General features: G+C 49.9%; 17 protein-coding genes. 16 read left to right on the top strand and 1 reads right to left on the bottom strand.

Translation table 11 applies throughout. The annotated features are described in order from the left end of the window. The first annotated feature begins 51 nt into the window (after nucleotides 1-51). From IEY46_RS00145 to IEY46_RS00220, 16 genes are all read left to right on the top strand, one after another. The gene (locus tag IEY46_RS00145; RefSeq protein WP_188987974.1) at nucleotides 52-816 is read left to right on the top strand and encodes a DUF2087 domain-containing protein; all 765 of its coding nucleotides are present in this window, start codon (nucleotides 52-54) and stop codon (nucleotides 814-816) included. A 24-nt stretch (nucleotides 817-840) separates the two neighbouring features. Further along, entirely contained in the window at nucleotides 841-1,260 is a 420-nt protein-coding gene (locus tag IEY46_RS00150) for a GIY-YIG nuclease family protein (protein WP_188987976.1), read from the top strand. Nucleotides 1,261-1,302: 42 nt separating this feature from the next. Further along, complete coding sequence (locus IEY46_RS00155) at nucleotides 1,303-2,574, top strand: MFS transporter (RefSeq protein ID WP_188987978.1); 1,272 nt, start codon at nucleotides 1,303-1,305, stop codon at nucleotides 2,572-2,574. A gap of 266 nt (nucleotides 2,575-2,840) precedes the next feature. Then, nucleotides 2,841-3,407, top strand: a complete 567-nt coding sequence (locus IEY46_RS00160; protein WP_229749959.1) for an RNA polymerase sigma factor — start codon at nucleotides 2,841-2,843, stop codon at nucleotides 3,405-3,407. After that, nucleotides 3,404-4,921, top strand: a complete 1,518-nt coding sequence (locus tag IEY46_RS00165; protein ID WP_188987981.1) for an ABC transporter substrate-binding protein — start codon at nucleotides 3,404-3,406, stop codon at nucleotides 4,919-4,921. Before IEY46_RS00160 ends, IEY46_RS00165 begins: the two co-directional genes overlap by 4 nt. Beyond that, on the top strand, nucleotides 4,918-6,306 hold the full coding sequence (locus IEY46_RS00170; protein ID WP_229749960.1) for an ABC transporter substrate-binding protein: 1,389 nt from the start codon (nucleotides 4,918-4,920) through the stop codon (nucleotides 6,304-6,306). Before IEY46_RS00165 ends, IEY46_RS00170 begins: the two co-directional genes overlap by 4 nt. Then, entirely contained in the window at nucleotides 6,303-7,655 is a 1,353-nt protein-coding gene (locus IEY46_RS00175) for an ABC transporter substrate-binding protein (RefSeq protein WP_188987990.1), read from the top strand. Before IEY46_RS00170 ends, IEY46_RS00175 begins: the two co-directional genes overlap by 4 nt. A gap of 448 nt (nucleotides 7,656-8,103) precedes the next feature. Then, nucleotides 8,104-9,741: a nickel ABC transporter substrate-binding protein gene (gene nikA / locus IEY46_RS00180; protein ID WP_188987992.1), complete on the top strand. Its 1,638-nt coding sequence runs from the start codon at nucleotides 8,104-8,106 to the stop codon at nucleotides 9,739-9,741. 17 nt (nucleotides 9,742-9,758) lie between these two features. Next, on the top strand, nucleotides 9,759-10,709 hold the full coding sequence (gene nikB / locus IEY46_RS00185; RefSeq protein WP_229749961.1) for a nickel ABC transporter permease: 951 nt from the start codon (nucleotides 9,759-9,761) through the stop codon (nucleotides 10,707-10,709). A 51-nt stretch (nucleotides 10,710-10,760) separates the two neighbouring features. After that, complete coding sequence (locus IEY46_RS00190) at nucleotides 10,761-11,570, top strand: ABC transporter permease (RefSeq protein ID WP_188991525.1); 810 nt, start codon at nucleotides 10,761-10,763, stop codon at nucleotides 11,568-11,570. Then, the gene (locus IEY46_RS00195; protein WP_188987993.1) at nucleotides 11,567-12,376 is read left to right on the top strand and encodes an ABC transporter ATP-binding protein; all 810 of its coding nucleotides are present in this window, start codon (nucleotides 11,567-11,569) and stop codon (nucleotides 12,374-12,376) included. Before IEY46_RS00190 ends, IEY46_RS00195 begins: the two co-directional genes overlap by 4 nt. A gap of 12 nt (nucleotides 12,377-12,388) precedes the next feature. Beyond that, nucleotides 12,389-13,579, top strand: coding sequence for a staphylopine family metallophore export MFS transporter CntE (gene cntE, locus IEY46_RS00200; RefSeq protein ID WP_188987995.1), 1,191 nt, complete (start codon nucleotides 12,389-12,391; stop codon nucleotides 13,577-13,579). Next, nucleotides 13,576-14,340 (top strand): ATP-binding cassette domain-containing protein, encoded by a 765-nt coding sequence (locus IEY46_RS00205; protein WP_188987997.1) that lies wholly within the window; start codon nucleotides 13,576-13,578, stop codon nucleotides 14,338-14,340. Before cntE ends, IEY46_RS00205 begins: the two co-directional genes overlap by 4 nt. A 414-nt stretch (nucleotides 14,341-14,754) precedes the next feature. Continuing rightward, nucleotides 14,755-15,435, top strand: coding sequence for a helix-turn-helix transcriptional regulator (locus tag IEY46_RS00210; protein WP_188987999.1), 681 nt, complete (start codon nucleotides 14,755-14,757; stop codon nucleotides 15,433-15,435). Nucleotides 15,436-15,509: 74 nt separating this feature from the next. Then, entirely contained in the window at nucleotides 15,510-16,229 is a 720-nt protein-coding gene (gene thyX, locus IEY46_RS00215; RefSeq protein WP_188988001.1) for an FAD-dependent thymidylate synthase, read from the top strand. 85 nt (nucleotides 16,230-16,314) lie between these two features. Beyond that, complete coding sequence (locus IEY46_RS00220) at nucleotides 16,315-16,626, top strand: hypothetical protein (protein ID WP_188988003.1); 312 nt, start codon at nucleotides 16,315-16,317, stop codon at nucleotides 16,624-16,626. Nucleotides 16,627-16,762: 136 nt separating this feature from the next. On the opposite strand, the gene IEY46_RS00225 is transcribed toward IEY46_RS00220, so the two are convergent. Beyond that, nucleotides 16,763-17,512: a YwqG family protein gene (locus IEY46_RS00225; protein ID WP_188988005.1), complete on the bottom strand. Its 750-nt coding sequence runs from the start codon at nucleotides 17,510-17,512 to the stop codon at nucleotides 16,763-16,765. Nucleotides 17,513-17,541 lie beyond the last annotated feature (29 nt).

Consider the following 17,541-nt stretch of genomic DNA (forward strand, 5'->3'; position numbering starts at 1 on the left):
TAATGATATTATGTCTATTGTTATAACTAACTTTAAATGGAGTTGTTTGGAATGAATGTGTCGGAATATTTCTATAGCGCATCACTGCAGGACTTGAAGAACGGCTTTGTATTCGATGCTGCCACGGCAAGCTACTATTGCCTGATTTGCGGCGAGGCGTTTGAGGACGGCGACGTCTTTCCTGTTGACGACCGTTATATGGAAGCCCGTAAATATATTCGTCATCACATCTGTCAAGTCCATGGCTCCATGCTGGATTATTTGCTTGAACTGGATAAGAAAGCTACCGGTCTGACGGATTTGCAAAAACAGCTCATCGGCGCTTTTTCATCCGGATTGTCAGATGCGGAGACGGTTAAGCTTACAGGTGCGGGAAGCGCCTCGACGATCCGGAATCACCGTTTTGCTCTCAAGGAGAAAGCCAAACAGGCCAAATTATTTCTGGCTACTATAGAGCTGATGGAAGCCGCGCTCCCCGGCGAAGCGAAGTTCATGCCGATTCACCGGGCTGCCCCGCAGGTCGATGAACGGTACGCATTGACACAGGAGGAATATACCGAACTGCTGGCGCAATATTTGCCCTACGGATTGAAAGGGCCGCTCACCGGTCTCCCGCGCAAGGAAAAGCGCAGAGCCGCGCTGCTGCGCCATATTGCGACAAGCTTCAAGAAAGGCCGCAGGTACTCGGAAGCAGCGGTCAATGAGATCCTGAAGCGTTTTTTGAGCGAGGATTACGTGACGCTGCGGCGCCATTTGGTGGATTATCATTTTCTCAGTCGTGAGACCGATGGCAGCTCTTATTGGCTTACCGTATAATTTCATTCAGGAGGAATTTAGAACATGGACAGACGAAAGGAATTACAGAATGAATTCGCCTCCCGCAAGAGAGCAATGGGAGTTTTTCAGATAAGAAACCTCGCAAACGGCAAACGCTACATCGCCACGACCTCAACGCTGGACTCGGCATGGCAGCGTGAGCTGTTTATCCTGAATATGGGCTCGCACCGTAACTCCCAACTGCAGGCGGATTGGAAGCGCGACGGAGGAAAGCAGTTTGAATTTGAGGTGCTGGAATCTCTCAAGCTGGGCGATGAGGTCCGGAATGATTACAAGGATATTACGGTACCCGGAGGAGGCGTACAGCGGAATGTTGTGATGGGCTACAGGGATGCACTGAAGAAATTGGAACAGAAATGGCTTGACCGGTTGCAGCCCTATGACTCGCAGGGTTATCATAAGCAGCCCAAGAAAGATGATTAATTTAACAGCCGCATTCAAAAAAATTGTTAGGAGCTAACTGAAATGTCCACCTCTACCGCAGCCCACGCACCAGGCGGCAAGCTGCTCAGCAACCGTTTTTTTCAAACGGTATTATTATCAAATATTCTTCTGCAGATCGGAATTTGGGTCCGCAACTTCGCTGTTCTGCTCTACGTCACAGACAAAACAGGCGACGACCCCATTGCGGTATCGCTGATATCGGTTGCTGAATTCGCCCCGATCTTTATTTTCTCCTTCATCGGCGGAACGTTCGCTGACCGCTGGCGCCCCAAGCGGACGATGATCTGGTGCGATTTCATGTCGGCCGCTTCGGTCTTTATCGTCCTGTTGACGATTATGTTTGAAACGTGGGAGGCGGTTTATTTTGCCACCTTCGTCTCGGCCATTATGTCGCAGTTCTCCCAGCCTTCGGTCATGAAGCTGTTCAAACAGCATATCCATCCGCAGCAGCTGCAGAACGCCATGGCCATATTTCAGACATTAATTGCGATTTTCATGATCATCGGTCCGACGCTCGGCGTTATTGTTTACCAGAATTTTGACATCAATATTTCAATCGGCGTAATGGGCGTCGCTTTTGTGTTATCCGCGCTGGTCCTGTTCCGGCTTCCAGCCGATATCAAATCCAAAAGCGAGACCGCCGGGACCGGCAAGGTCATGCATGAGATGGCCGAAGGTTTCCGCTATGTATGGCGGAGTCCGGTGCTTCGAACATTATGCGCCGTGTTCGCCTTGGCCGGATTAAGCATCGGTGTTGCGCAGACGCTTGGCTTGTTTGTAGTCACGGAACGCCTCGGCCAGCCGAAGGAATTTCTGCAGTTCATCCTTATGGTGAACGGCTGCGCCATGCTGGTCGGCGGCGCGTCGGTGGTATGGATTGCCAAACGGGTATCCCCCCAGAAACTGCTGGCGTTGGGAATGATCGTGGGAGCACTCTGTACGGCAGCTATCGGCTTGTCAACGAATGTGACCCTGACCTTGGTCCTGCAGTTCGTGAACGGTCTGTTCTTTCCGATCATTCAGGTAGCCATCAGCACCATGATGCTGCAATGGTCGGCGGAATCCCATGTCGGACGGGTAAATGGGGTGCTCAGTCCCATGTTCGTCGGGATGATGGTCATTATGATGGCATCCGCCGGCCCGATCAAGACGGTTCTGCCGCTCGTCAGCATCTATGCCGGAGCAGGAGTCGTCATGTTTATCGGCGTGCTGGTGCTGATTCCCATCTTCAAGCATAAAGCGCCCGAGCATGCGTCCAATCAGCAGGCTGCCCCGGAGATGGGCTTACACTAAGAGCCGGAACGGTTATTTACGGCAACGGGGTTAATAGATTAGAAACTTATGAACCGGCAGTCCAATGGCTGCCGGTTTTTAAGTTTCGCTGCTTGCTCCCATAATCTGCTGCGACAGACACGTCCGCTTCCCATGTTCAACTGCTGCCAGCAGCAAGCTCTGCAATGATTTTATCACCCCCCGGTCTTCATTCATTGTATAATCGATTGAAACAGTCACGGAACTATTATTCTACTCATCCGTCTACTTTTGCGAGGTGAACACAGTTGCAGTTCGATTACTTGAAACATGTCAAGGGCGGCCTGGACCGTCATGCCGTGCTGGATGAACTCATGCAGGCATATGGCAAGGACGTCTGGAACTTCGCCTTCTTCATGACACATCGAAGAGAGCTGGCCGACGATATTTCCCAGGAGGTATTCATCAAGGTATTTGAGCATTTGTATAATTTCCGGGGACAATCGTCAGTGAAAACATGGCTGCTTGCCATTACCCGCAACACGGCGCGCGACGTGCTGCGGTCGGCCTGGATTCGCCGTGTTACGCTCATGCCCAGCCGTTATGAAGCCCAGCAGTCCCATCCTTCAGCTGAACGGGAGACCATCGACAAGCTTATGACCGAACAGGTCTGGGCGGTCGTCTTGAAGCTGCCTCCCAAGCTGCGCGAGGTGCTGCTGCTGAGCATCCATTACGGACTGTCGATGAATGAAATGGCGGACATGCTTGGAGTGTCGACCGGCACCGTGAAATCAAGGCTTCACCGGGCGAGAAATGCGGTTAACCGCAAGCTCGACGAGGATGCCGTGTTAACCGGGGGGGAAAAGTGGACATGAAAGATCCGGTAAATGACTGGGAGCGCCGGCTGGCGGAGAGGCCTCCAATTCGAAGCGGGTTCACCTCAGATCTTGAACGTAAAGTGAGGGAACGCATTCGCATGAGAGAAACCAAACGCAGATTTCCATTCCGGGCCGCCGCCGCTGTACTGAGCATCGTCCTTTTGTTCGGCGGAGGCTGGTGGTTCCGCGATGATTTGAAACAAATCCTGCAGCAAGACCATGCTGACGATGCTCTGTCTTCGCTGGCGAACGATCCTCTGAAGGATGAAGGGGATCTCATACTCAAAGTCCAGGACTACAAATACAGCAATTTCATGTCGGATATCGGCCGTCCCTTTGTGCTGCGTCATCCTTCAGTGGAATTCAGCTTATCGACACCGCCGGATACGGATCAGGATAAACTTCTGGAATGGATCGACAAAGAACAGCCGGATGTGCTCAGATTGACGCCGCATCAATTTCAGGAACTCGCCGGTCAAGGGAAATTGAAAGCGCTGGATGCTTTTGCTTCCAAGGATGGGGTCAAGCTTGATTCCATGTATGAGCCGGTAGTCAAGACTATCCGTCAGCTGGGAGGGGGGGAGCTGTACGGCTTTGCCCCGATCTTCAGCACGGAAGCCATCATTGTCAATAAGAAGCTGTTCGAGAAATATAATATTGAACTGCCCAAAGACGGCATAACGGTTGAAGAGCTGCTGCAGACCGCGATGCGTTTCAACGGTACGGGCGTAGCCGGCTTGACCACTTCAACGGGCAGAAACGGATTCGGTTTGTTCAACCAGCTTGGGGACATGTCGGGACTGCGTACTCTAAGCCCGGACGGCAGCCGCTTGACCCTGGACACCCCGGCCTGGAACAGCCTGTGGAACAAGGTGACGGAAGGACTTACAGCCGGGTGGATTATTGACAATGTGCTGGACTGGTCGAAGTACCCGAACGGACTGTCAATGGAAAAAATGAGCAAGCTTGACGCTTTCGCACAAGGCAAGGCGGCGATGTCCATCAATGCATACTCCTACGGGAATCAGTTGATGCAATATCAGGTGGATCCTTCCGATGTGGACTGGATGGCGGTTGTCCCGGGTTCCGTTGATACCTCGGTCGGCTTTTATCTCGATACGATCTATGCGATCAATGCCAAGACGACGCAGGAGAAGGCGGCGTGGGAACTGGTGAAATTCGCAGCAGGGCCGGAATATGCGAAGAAGCTGATCGGCAAAACGGGCAGCGAGCCTGTTTATATGGAACAAACACTACTAGCCTCTCTGCCTGCCGAGCAGTGGAAAGCTTTTTACCCGCCCAATCTTGACCCGGAGCAAATTGTAGCCTCCATTAAACGTGGGTTCGATAATAAAGAACTGCCAAAAATCCAGAGTGAGATCTATAAGAGCGGCTCATTGACCATGAAGGCAGTGCTAGAAGGCAAGCTTAAGACGGATAAAGCGCTGGGAAGCGTGGAAGAGAAGGTGCAGAGCGGGAATCCTGCTCTTCAAAAAGGTGCTTCCCAATGATAAGAAACTTCATAACTGGCATGAGCGTGACCTTTAAGGTGCCGTCCCCGATACACTGGAGGGGCATTTGGCTGTCTGTTTTCGCCGGGTTAACCGTTCTGCTGCTGCTGTCCGGCTGTACGGAAGATTCCACAAAGCAGAAGCCCGTCGGTGCTATTAAGGTAGCGGTGGGAGACGAAAGGATGTTTGAATGGTATTATCAGGACTATTTTGACTTGGTCTACCCTGACGTCCCCATCGAATTTGTGATAACCGGTGATATCTACAAGGATGGGGATCCTCTGGGAGCCTACGCAAAATTGATTGAGGAGAACAAGCCGGACATTATCATTTCAGCCCCTGCGTATTATGACCATATTGCCAATCTGGGTCTGCTGGAGGATTTGACCGATTGGATGAGCCGCTCGAAGATGGTGGAGACGGATTATCAGCCGGGTGTTGTCAAAATGCTGAAAAACAATCAGGAGCATAAAATATACGGTTTGTCCCCTGATTACGACTCGTCCTTGCTTTACTATAACGCGGATCTGTTCAAGCAATTCGGCATTGAGCCTCCGACCAGCGGGATGACCTGGAAGGAGCTGCTGCAGCTGTCTTCCCGGTTTGAACAAGCGGGTAAAAGCGAAGAGGACATTATCGGCTATCATGATCCATGGATGCAGGATCTGAATTCCTTTATCTTCAATACGCTCAACGGCACGGAAGGTCTGCAGCTTGTGGACTGGAAGCGGGGCAAACATCTGATCGATACGCCGGCCTGGCGCCAACTGATGGAGACGGGCGTGAATGCGATACGTGAAGGAGGCGTCAAGATTCAGGGCGTAGAGCTTCGCGAAGAGGACGGCGTCAAATACATTGATGAAGGAGCAATCGCGAAGCAGGATCTGTTCGCCAAGGGCAAGGCTGCCATGGCGATCGATATGTATGCCAACAGGACCCGATTCGATCAAGCCAAATTCAACTGGAGCGCGGTCCTGCCTCCCGTAAACAGCGCTAACCGGGAATCGGGCGGTTTTATGCGGATGGATGGGGTCTTCAGCATAGCAGCCAGCTCGCAGATCAAAGAAGAAGCCTGGAAAATGCTCCGTTTCATCGGGGGCGAACGCGTAGCTAAGGTGATATCCAAAACGGACGGCAAATTGTCCATCCACCAGTCAGGTCTCAAATACAATACGGATCCGCTTGCGGAGATCGCCTTTTCCCAGCAGCCGACGCTTACGCCGGTTGACTTCACCGACCGGGGCGATTTCTATAAAGAGGAGAACGCCATGATTGAGACAGAGCTGCAGGCTGTGCTCAAGGAAAAGCAGACTCTGGATGCCGCGATCCAAAACATGCAAAAAAAAGGACAAGCCTTCGTTGATCTGTATGGAGTGAAGAAATGAGGATTACGCGGCTGAGCTGGAGAACAAGTATGGCCTGCCTGGCCTCGCTGGTGATGGTTTTCTTGCTGCAGGGTTGCATGAAGGGACCTTCAGAGGAGAAAACCCCCAGCCAGTTGGTTATTGCCGTCAATTCCGCAATCAGCTATGAGTATGGGTACCGTGATTATTTGGAGGCTGCCTTCCCAGACTTAACGGTGAAGCTGGTTGAAATGAAGGTTGATGTTAATCAGGATATGGTGCAGCAGCTGAAGCAGTTTATACGGGAGGAACAGCCGGATTTGATAACAGGCGCGTTCGGTTATTATGTGGCCTTAGCCGATAACGGATTGCTGGAGAATTTAACGGCGCGGCTTTCGGGCAGCGGGATGTCGGAGGATGATTTTCAGCCGGGCGTGATGGAGCGGCTCAAGCAAACGGATAATGGGGAACTGTATGGCCTGGCACCGGCATTTAACTCCCAGGTGCTTGTATTTAATACGGATTTATTTGCCAAATATGCCGTTCAGCCGCCCAGTGACGGAATGACGCTTCCGGAGATATTTAAACTGGCTGACACCTTCTCCCGCGCAGGCGGAGCAAAGGATGGTGTAGTTGGTTACCATCAGTCACTCAGCAGCCTGCCGTCAGACCAGTTGTCCAACTTAGCGCAAAGCGAAGCCTTGCAGGCCTATAACCCGAATACCGGGGAGATGACCATCAATACTTCGTCATGGAAAACGATATTTCAATCGGTTGTCGATTTATATGGCAGCGGGGCACTTGCGATGCAGGATGTGAAGCCGGAGATCGTGGACGGGGTGGAGCTGTATGGGAAAGAAGCGATGGAGGAGTCCGATCTGTTTAAGCAGGGGAAAGCGGCCATGACCCTGGCCAATCACGGCCAGTATGCCGGGTCCGGATTCAACACCGGGGAAGTGACGCCGCCTGTCACCACTGCTGACCGAAACCGCACGGTTCATCTCTATGTACCAAGCGTTATGAGCATCCGCTCGGGATCGCCAAATGCGGACAAAGCCTGGGAAGTGATCCAATTCATGAACAGTGATCATATGGCGAAGGTACGTGCCAATCTGCAGGATGACGGGTTCTCCAGCCTTAATGCCTACCGGCAGTTTGATGCAAACCCTGTGGTGGATAAGCTTTACGCCCTTCATTCGGTTCCGCTGCCTACCAAGCTGCCAAAGATGGGATTTGAAGCAGAAGTCAAATTTACGAATCAGCTGATGGAGCTGGAAAATGGCGAGATCGCGGCGGTCGTCAAGAAGGACAAGACGCTCGATGCCGCTATTGCCGTCATTCAGAAGGAAGGACAGTTTCTGCTGAACGCAGCGATGCCTGCGGAGAAATAAAATTTATTATCTTTTACGATCAGGAGGCTGCCGCGGCGGCCTCCTTTTATTTGTCAACACATTGTGGGGTCCGGGAATATTGCTTATCATTCATCGGGCTTATCCATTTATACATTTGACCATGAACGAGAATGAGAATGATATATAAGAAGGACTATAAATTGATCTGCTAGATGCTGTGTCTCTTTCGAAAAATAAGTTGCTTTATTGCATCGCGCATAATATATTAATGAATATGATAATCATTATCAAGATGATGATTGTGAAATGGCCGACAGGGAGGATTAAAATAAGAATATAAGCGTTCATCCGCTGGCATGTACTAACCAATATGATCTATTCAATGGGGTGTCTTCAAACAGAGAGATAACAGTAATGATAATAACCATCCGATATTCGGACAGAAACAATAATCTTACTTAAATGAGCTTAGGGAGATGAACTTTTCATGCTTCGCCATTATAAAAATTTTTATTTTCCTGCAGTATTCCTGGTTGTATTGTCTGTCATCCTCGCAGGGTGTCAAACACAATCCAATTCAAGTCCCGAATCTTTACAACCTCAGAACCAAACATCGAGCGCTGCGGAGAAGACATTGTCCATTTCCTGGCCGAAAGATATTGGGCCGCTAAACCCGCATGAATATACACCGAATGAGTTTTTTGCCCAAGGGATGTACTATGAGCCTTTGATCGACTATGGTGAAGGCGGGAAGCTGGTGCCTAAACTGGCGGAGTCGTGGGATATTTCGGAAGACGGCAAGACATACACGTTCCATCTGCGTAAAAACGTAAAATTCTCGGATGGCTCGGATTTTGACGCCAACGTCGTACAGAAAAACTTTGACACGATTTTGGCGAATCGCGATATGCATAGCTGGCTCGGATTAATCAGTCAAATCGAAAAAACGGAAGTTGTCGATTCGAATACATACAAGATCACCTTAAAGAACCAGTATTATCCGGCACTTCAGGAGTTTGCAGTCGTGCGGCCGCTTCGTTTCCTGGGCACTGCCGGATTCCCGGATGACGGGAACACGGCCAAAGGCATCAAGCAACCTGTTACGACGGGGCCTTGGGTGCTGTCGGAGTATAAGAAGGACGAAATGGCCGTGTTTACCCGTAACGACAATTATTGGGGAACGAAGCCAAAAATCAATAAACTCGTCGTGAAGGTTATACCGGATGGCGAGGCGAGAGTACTTGCATTGGAGAAGGGCGATATTGATCTGATCTGGGGCGAAGGTGTCATTAGTCTGGATTCGTTCGTCAATTTGCGGGATTCCGGTAAATTCGAATCTTCGATTTCCGATCCGGTCGCAAGCCGTGCCCTGATTGTTAACACTTCGAAGGGTCCGTTCGCCGATTTAAATGTACGCCTGGCTTTGCAGCATGCAGTGAATAAAAAGGCACTGGTGGATGGGATCACAAACGGCGTCGAGAAATTAGCCGACACGATCATTGCAAACAACTTCCCCTATTCGAATATTGGGCTGAAGCCGTATGATTACGATGTGGAAACAGCCAAGTCCTTATTGGATCAAGCCGGCTGGAAGCTTCCTGCCGGAAAGACGATTCGTGAAAAAGACGGTAAACCTCTGGAGATCGAGTTGGTTTACATGGGGCCGGATCAGATTGAAAAGCCGATGTCGGCCGCCATTCAATCCGATCTGAAACAAGTCGGCATCTCCCTAAAAACAACAGGCGTGGAGAGGGAGCTGCGAAATAAAAGAATGGAAAGTGCGGACTTCGATCTGTTGTTCTGGGGGACATACGGCGCACCGTATGATCCGCACAACTTCGTATCAACCAATTACGAGCCGGGTTACGGTATTTTCGAATCCCAACAGGGGTTGTCCATGAAAGATAAGCTCCATCAAGAGATGAAGGAAGTGTTGCTGACAGTCGACGAGGAAGAGCGGCAAAACCTGTATACTTCTATTTTTACAACCCTGCATGAACAGGCTGTCTATTTGCCGATATCTTATTTGACCAATATCGCCGTGTACCCGAAATTTGTCAAGGATTTGAAATTCCCGGCACACCGCGACGAAACGCCATTTGATACGATTGATATTCAAAAATAAGATAAGGTGTTCCGATAATGAAAATATCTCTTTTTATTTTGAAAAGATTTGCAGCGATGGTCCCCGTTTTATTGGGGGCCACCTTTGTTTCTTTCTTGCTTTTGCATCTATCTCCCGTGGATCCGGCCAAAGCCTATTTGTCCGCTTCGGGCATTATCCCGACAGAGGACACATTAAACGCCGTACGAACCCAATTGGGGCTGGACCGGCCATTCTGGTCGCAGTATGGACACTGGCTGTGGCAGATAGGCAGCCTGGATTTTGGTACTTCCTTTTTCAGCAAAATACCGGTTTCCCATGAATTGGCTGCCCGTCTGCCCATTACGATAACATTGGCTTTGTCGAGTCTGGCCATAGCAATCCTCGTCAGTATTCCGCTTGGTATTGCATCCGCGCTTCACAAAAACCTCTTGCTTGACCATATATGCCGTTTGTTGGCTTTTCTCGGGGCATCGCTGCCGCAGTTTTGGCTTGCGTACCTGTTGATCTATTTTTTGTCGGTCAAGTTAGATTGGTTTCCGTTGCAGGGGGCAGATTCATGGCAGCATTACGTGCTTCCTTCTTTCACATTGGCATTTGCGCTGATCGCAACGTATTCCCGGCTGCTAAGAAACGGATTACTGGAGGCTCGGGAAGAACCTTTCGTGATGTATGCAAAAGCGAGAGGACTGGGATCATTCGTCCTGGTTGGGCGGCATATGCTGCGTCATGCCATTCGTCCTGTCGTGACCGCGGCGGGAATGAACTTGGGGAAATTGTTTGCGGGCACAGTCATTGTGGAACAAATTTTCGCCATGCCGGGAATGGGCAGTTTCTTTCTCGATTCGGTCTTTCACCGGGATTACCCAGTTATTCAAAGTTTTGTGTTTATGATGGCTGTCATGTTCGTAGTGGGAAATTTGGCAGCGGATATGATACAAGCTTATTTGGACCCGCGTTTAACGCAAGCGGCAAGGAAGGGGGAATAAAGGTTGGGCAGCGTTCGAAACCTATTATGGGCTGCAGGGCGGAAACGGCTGATGGCCGTTTGCGTGTTATTATTGTCGGCCATCGTACTGGCTGGGCTGTGTGCACCTTTCCTTGCACCACATGATCCGGAATTTGTGGATTTAACTAATAAGCTTGCGGATCCCTCGACGGAGTTCCCATTAGGTACGGATCAGCTGGGGCGCTGTGTACTTTCCCGATTGTTATACGGAACGCAAGTATCACTAAGCCTGGCGCTGCTGATCGTAGGCTCCTGCCTGCTGATTGGGTTGGTTATCGGCTGCCTGGCCGGATATGCCGGAGGGAAAACGGATAGTTTGGTTATGCGATGCTGCGATGCGATTCTAGCAATTCCTTCCCTAATCCTTGCGATCAGCTTAATTGCGATTTGGGGGGCTGGTTGGAAACAGATGGCGATTGCACTCGTTGTGGTTCAATCTGTTTACTATGCTCGGTTTATACGCGGCCTGGTATCCAATCTGAGGCAACAGACGTATATCATCGCCGCCCGGGTGAGCGGCACCTCGCCATTTCGATTGATCACCCGGCATATTATCCCGAATCTGCTTCCATCTCTTTTAACGGTAGTGACCCTGGAGATCGGATGGGTTATTATGGATATTTCTGCGTTGTCGTTTATCGGTCTTGGCGTACAATCACCAACCCCGGAATGGGGAGCGATGATTAATGAGGGCAAATCATTTATACGCAGCCATCCGAGATTGATACTTACCCCCGGATTTGTCATTTTTTGCGTGGTAGCGTTATTAAACCTGCTCGGGGAAATGCTTGGTGAAAAGAAAGGGATGGTTAAGTCCTTTCGTAAAGGAGGCGCACGATGAGCGGCAGGGATGCCATACTTGAAGTAAGTAGACTGAATGTGCAGATACAAACGGACCGTGGCGTGGTGCATGCCGTACAAGAGGCTTCATTTCAAATCGGGGCGGGAAAAATATTGGGCATCGTAGGGGAGAGCGGATGCGGCAAATCGATGACCTGCATGGCCGTCCTTGGAATGCTGCCCGCTGCAGCAGCGATAACGCAGGGCAGCATCAAACTGCGAGGGAAAGAACTCGCGGGCTTGGCGGACAGTCAGCTGAGACACATTCGTGGCAAGGAGCTCGCGCTGGTTATGCAGAATCCGATGACCGCCTTTAATCCCGCATTAACGATCGGAAAGCAATTTACGGAAACGCTCAGAACCCATCAGGGGCTTTCACGGAAACAAGCGGAACAAAAAGCAATCGATGGTATCGGCGAAATGGGGCTAAGCGATGCCGGGAAGATCCTTAAGCAATATCCGTTCGAATTAAGCGGAGGGATGCTGCAACGGATCATGATTGCATTGTCCTTATCGATGAAACCGTCTCTCCTGATAGCCGATGAACCGACGACAGCGCTTGATAGCGTCAATCGCCGCAAGGTGATGGATGCGTTCCGAGCGATAAAGGAAGAGGGACATACCGCAATACTGCTCGTGTCACATGATCTTAGCATCATTGGCGCGCTGGCCGATGAAGTAGTCGTGATGAAACAGGGCCAGATTCTGGAGAAAGCCGATGCGGTTCAGCTGATGTCCCGTCCTCAACACGAATACACGAAAATGTTGCTGAATGCCAGACTGACCGCTGACAGCAGGAAGGAATAGGGGTGAAACAAAGTGATACCTGCTATCAAAGAAAATCCATTTAGTCATCGGGCTATATGGCTGTATGCGGTTGCCTTTGTTTTTTATGCAACCAACCATATGCTCATTATCGCCTTGCCATTTTTATCGCAGAAGCTTGGCGCCGCACGCATGGAAATCGGGATCATTATGGGCTCGTATATGTTTGTTTCCATGTTTTTACGTCCGGTTGCCGGTAAGGTTGTCGATAGATTTGGTTCCAGGAACATTTTTATGATCGCGCTAGTACTGAATGCGATCGTGCTTATCAGTTATACAGTCGGAAACCTGTGGGCTTTTGCCGTCATGCGGGCTTTACAAGGAGCCATTCTGGCCTTTTTCTCGATGACCGTTCATCTACTCATTATGGATTTGCTGACCGATAAGGTGCGGGGACAGGGGCTTTCCTTATTGTCATTGGCATCGATGCTGCCGTATACATTTGTACCGGCGCTCGTATTGTTTATGAAAGATCAAGTGACGATAACGGGCATGCTGCTATTGTTCGCGGTGCTGGGTTTCTGCAACATCTTTCTTGGCGTTCGATTGTATACACTGCTTGGCCAGGGATCATTGAAACAGAATAAGCAAGAAATGGAGCCGGTTACTACCGAAGGAAAAAGGAAGGCGGGCAAAGCGATTGTCTTTCCAGCGTTAGTCATGCTACTGGCATCGATTGTTTTCTGTATAGCGCCTACCTATATGCCGCTTTATTTGGAGAGCCGGGGGCTGGATACGGCACCGCTTTATTTTCTGGTCGAAACGGGAGTATTAATTTTGATTCGTTTTTTTGGGCGTAAGTATATTCCATCCTCCGATTCGTTTCCGAAAGGCCTTCTCATCCTGCTTGTCATCTGTTTTACATTGTCACCAGCGCTTCTGGCACTAACATTGTCTACGCCTGTATTGCTGGCTGCTGCGATATGTAATGGACTGGCGCTGTCATTATTGTATCCCACTCTCATGACGTACATTTCGTTTGTTGTTCCAGAAAAGGTTCGGGGGTATTCCATCGGATGGTTTATTGCCGCCGCGGACTTCGGTACATCTTCGGGCGCGTTCTTGATGGGCCTGGTGGCCGACGCTTTCACCTATCGTGGAATGCTGGTTGCTGCTGTTTGCATCGGTGTGCTCACTTTGCTGCTCACTTTGTGTCACCGTGGACAGAAGGCGGTGGCTCCATGAGCTTGCTAATAGCAGATCAACTAACCAAGACCTATTCCGCTTCCGGCTGGTTTCGCTCCAAAGAGTCAGCAGGTTCCGGTGTGAACGACATTTCGTTCGTTATCGAGGAGGGGATGTGTCTAGGGATTCTCGGAGAAAGCGGGGCAGGTAAAAGTACAATCGCTAAAATGGTGCTTGGGCTGCTTCGACCCGAAAGCGGTAAAGTCCTGTTTCAAGGAGTGGACTTGTACCGTTCGGATCGCGCGGTGCGCAAACTGTGGCGTCGAGATTTGCAGGTTGTCTTTCAGGATTGTTATTCCGCTGTCAACCCGCGTATGACGATCCGGCAAATTATCGGAGAGCCTCTCCGTAACTATGAACAGATGTCTTCGAAAGAGGAACAGCGTATCATCGGCGAATTGCTGGAGACGGTCGGACTCGATCCGGGCGATATGCGCAAAACACCGAAGGAAATGAGCGGAGGACAACTGCAGCGTGTGAATATCGCCCGGGCGATTGCGCTGAAACCGAAGCTGATTGTGCTTGACGAGCCGGTGAGCAGCCTTGATATGATCGTGCAGAAGCAGATTCTGTTGCACTTGAGGGAGCTCAAGGAAAAATACGGTCTATCCTATTTGTTTATTTCGCATGATGTTCTGGCTGTCAACGTTCTTTCCGACCAAGTCGCAATCGTCGATAAAGGAATGATGGTGGAGACGATCGACACGGCTAGTCTATTTGACTGCGTACATCCGGTATCCAAGAGGATCGTATTGTCATAAGTCAGAGTAGTGAAATGATTTGTTGGACGGTGCAATAAGCGTGAATATCCAATTGTGCCAACTATGCTCATCGAAAGGAACTTAGCGTTATAAACGGGCCTGAAAATCGACATTTTTTCCGCTATATGTTCTTCATGATGAAAGGCATTAATATCAAACGATGGATGCGGATGATTGCAAGCCAAAGCAGGACACACAGCATCTTATGCTATAAATATCATCACCGACGGAAAAGGGGTTCTTGACGCAAATGGAGCGAACTTCCAACTGATTCGCGGCAAAAGTTATCTTGCAGCAGGGATATTAAGGAGTTGGCAGAACAGGCGGGATGACTGACTTTGTCAAGACAATTCTTTACTATGTGTATAGAAGACCATACTTACTTTTTCATAGAAGAAATGAATGTGGCTGCGAATGAACAACAAAGAACCGCGGGATAAAGAATCCAGTGCCGAGCGGACGAGCCGGAAGCTTCTGAAGCAGGAAGGGCCCATGGATGCTCTACAACTGGCAACGCATATCGGCATCACCAGAATGGCAGTCCGACAGCATTTATATAATTTACAAAGTCAGAAATTAGTTCAATTCAGTGAAGAAGCAAGAGCTATGGGGCGTCCTGCGAAGGTATGGAAATTAACAACGGAGGCGAACCGTCTCTTTCCTGACGGCCATGCCGAGCTGTCTGTGCGATTGATTGACTCGATGAGGGAAGCTTTCGGCGAAGAAGGATTAGACAAGCTGCTGGATATTCGAAACCGGAAAATGGTGCAGCAATACCTGAAGGAGGCACCGGGCAGTCTTTCGTTAAAAGAGCAGCTGGAGGCGCTTGCGGAGCTGCGTACTGCTGAAGGTTATATGGCGGAAATTGCCGTAAATCCGGACGGTTCGTTCTTGTTTGTGGAGAAGCATTGCCCCATCTGCGAGGCAGCGCAAATATGTTCCGGTATTTGCCGAAAGGAACAAGAAATGCTGCAGCAGGTGCTGGGTGAAGATGTTGAAGTGGAAAGAACCGGGCATATCCTGTCAGGCCAAGCCCGCTGCACGTATCGGATTCAACAAGCAGCATCGACAGAGCTGCACGGCATGGAAGGGTAAATTGTTGATTGCTGGCAGGAAATCAATCCCGCTTCATAGAAGCTATGATAAGAATCGAAGGGGGACATCCAAAAATGACGGTTATCAAGGTTCTCAATGAGGGGTATGTGCGTTTGGTGGACCATATGGGGTCTGACTTGACCGTTGTTAACTCAGCCCGTGTTTCTTATGCCAAGCAGTCGCTTGAATTGGATGAGCGGGATAAAAAACTGATCAAATTCCTTGCCCGTGAAGGGCATACCTCTCCATTTCGACATGCCATTGTACAATTTGAAGTATATGCGCCCCTAATGGTGGCCAGACAGTGGTGGAAGTATGTGGTGGGGTCAGCTCATTATGAAGGAACCGGCGACAGTCTAGATGCCTGGAACGAGTCAAGCCGACGTTACATAACGGAAGATCCTGTTTTCTATATTCCTCAAGCAGGAGAGTGGAGATCGAAGCCGGAAAACTCCAAGCAGGGCAGCGGTGAACGGCTAGCCTGGGAGCTCGGTGAAAAACATACCCGGGAACTAATGGACTTCATAGAATCGGGAATTGCAAAATATGAAGCCGCGCTTTCCGATGGCATTTGCGCAGAGCAAGCCCGATTGTTTCTTCCCGCCTACGGCATGTATGTGCGGTGGTACTGGACAGCCTCTGTTCAATCCGTTGCCCATTTTCTGGCACAGAGACTAGAGCATGACGCTCAACAGGAAATACAAGAATACGCAAAAGCCATTCTTGAACTGATCCGGCCGATATATCCGGTTTCACTTGAGCAATTGGTGCCAGATTTGAAAAAAGAGGGATGAATCATTATAAAAGCTAACCAGCTGCTGCAGGCTATCCAGAATGGAACAAGGTGGAATTTAGAATCTATATCCAGGTGGTAAAGTGATGAGGAAGTTGATGCTGGCAGTTATTATTATTTTGATCGTTGGTGTGCCTGTTGTTGTTTACATGATCAAAAGTCGGCACCGTCGAAACAATGTTGCGGTACTACAAGATTATAAACGGCGTAAAAAAAGACGACAGCCGGCTGAAGGTGCGGTGTCGTCACCGCACCACGGGACGGAAGGGAAAAAGTGCTCACACTGCCGAAAAGAAGCCAAACACTTAACGTTCTACGCTGACGACAACGGGACAGTTATTGGGCTATGCTCCGCCTGCAAGCCGATTGCCAAGAGACGTGATTTGATGCCGCTATAGGCTGCGGAATTACCAAGGCTTTTTACCAGGAGCTTCTAGTAAAACAAAACTATAAGACAGTTTTTGCCGGTAGGACGATGGAGCTTTCCCTGCTATAAGTATCTGCCGACCGGCAGACTACATGGCCTCATGGACCCTATGAATCCTGAATAACCAGCTTCCCCGTAGTCAAATCCTCGGAAACAAAAACAAAAAGAGTCGGCGCGGATCCGATATTCAGGCTGAAGGGTTTAAAATTAGCATGTAATTGCAACAGCAAATGCCATCTGCTGTCGTCGGGCCAGCCATCACCTTGAAAAAAATAAGGTACACCGCCTATTTTATCGCCGTCTACCACGTCGGAATATGCCCGTTGTTCATCTTCGGAGAGCTGGAGGTAAGATTCGGAATCGATGAAGTCAGGGTCCTGTTCTTGCTTTAGCTGCAGGCGGCCTTCGTATGCTTGACCGTTGTCATCCCACAATGTTGGCCCGTTTTCCAGCGGGACTGTCTTTACGAGGAGCTTGCCGCCAGGCTGGATAATAACCGCATTTTCCCCTCCGTCCGGATCGATAATATCCGGATCAAAGAAACCTTCCTCCCCGCTGACCGAATGAGTTACAAAAATATAGGCTATCCGCTGCTCCTGGTCCGCTCCGGACTCAGCCGTCTTACTTGCCTCAGACCCAGCGCTGTCTGAAGCGGAACCACTATTCGAAGGATCGTCAAACAGTTCCTTGTCCAGCTCAATCTGCCCGACAAACATCATCGGCCGATTGTCCCAGCCGCTGCTTAGGGGCCATTGTGGCTCCGTAATCCAGACCGGCTGCCCGCCGAACTTTGTTTTTAATGAATTAAGCGGCTCTGTGAAGCGTACAAATTTCTCAATGGTATATTTATTAATCAAAGATAGAGATCCCCTTTCTTATAATGGTA

The organism is Paenibacillus nasutitermitis (assembly GCF_014641075.1).
GTDB classification, from domain to species: Bacteria; Bacillota; Bacilli; order Paenibacillales; family Paenibacillaceae; genus Paenibacillus_Z; species Paenibacillus_Z nasutitermitis.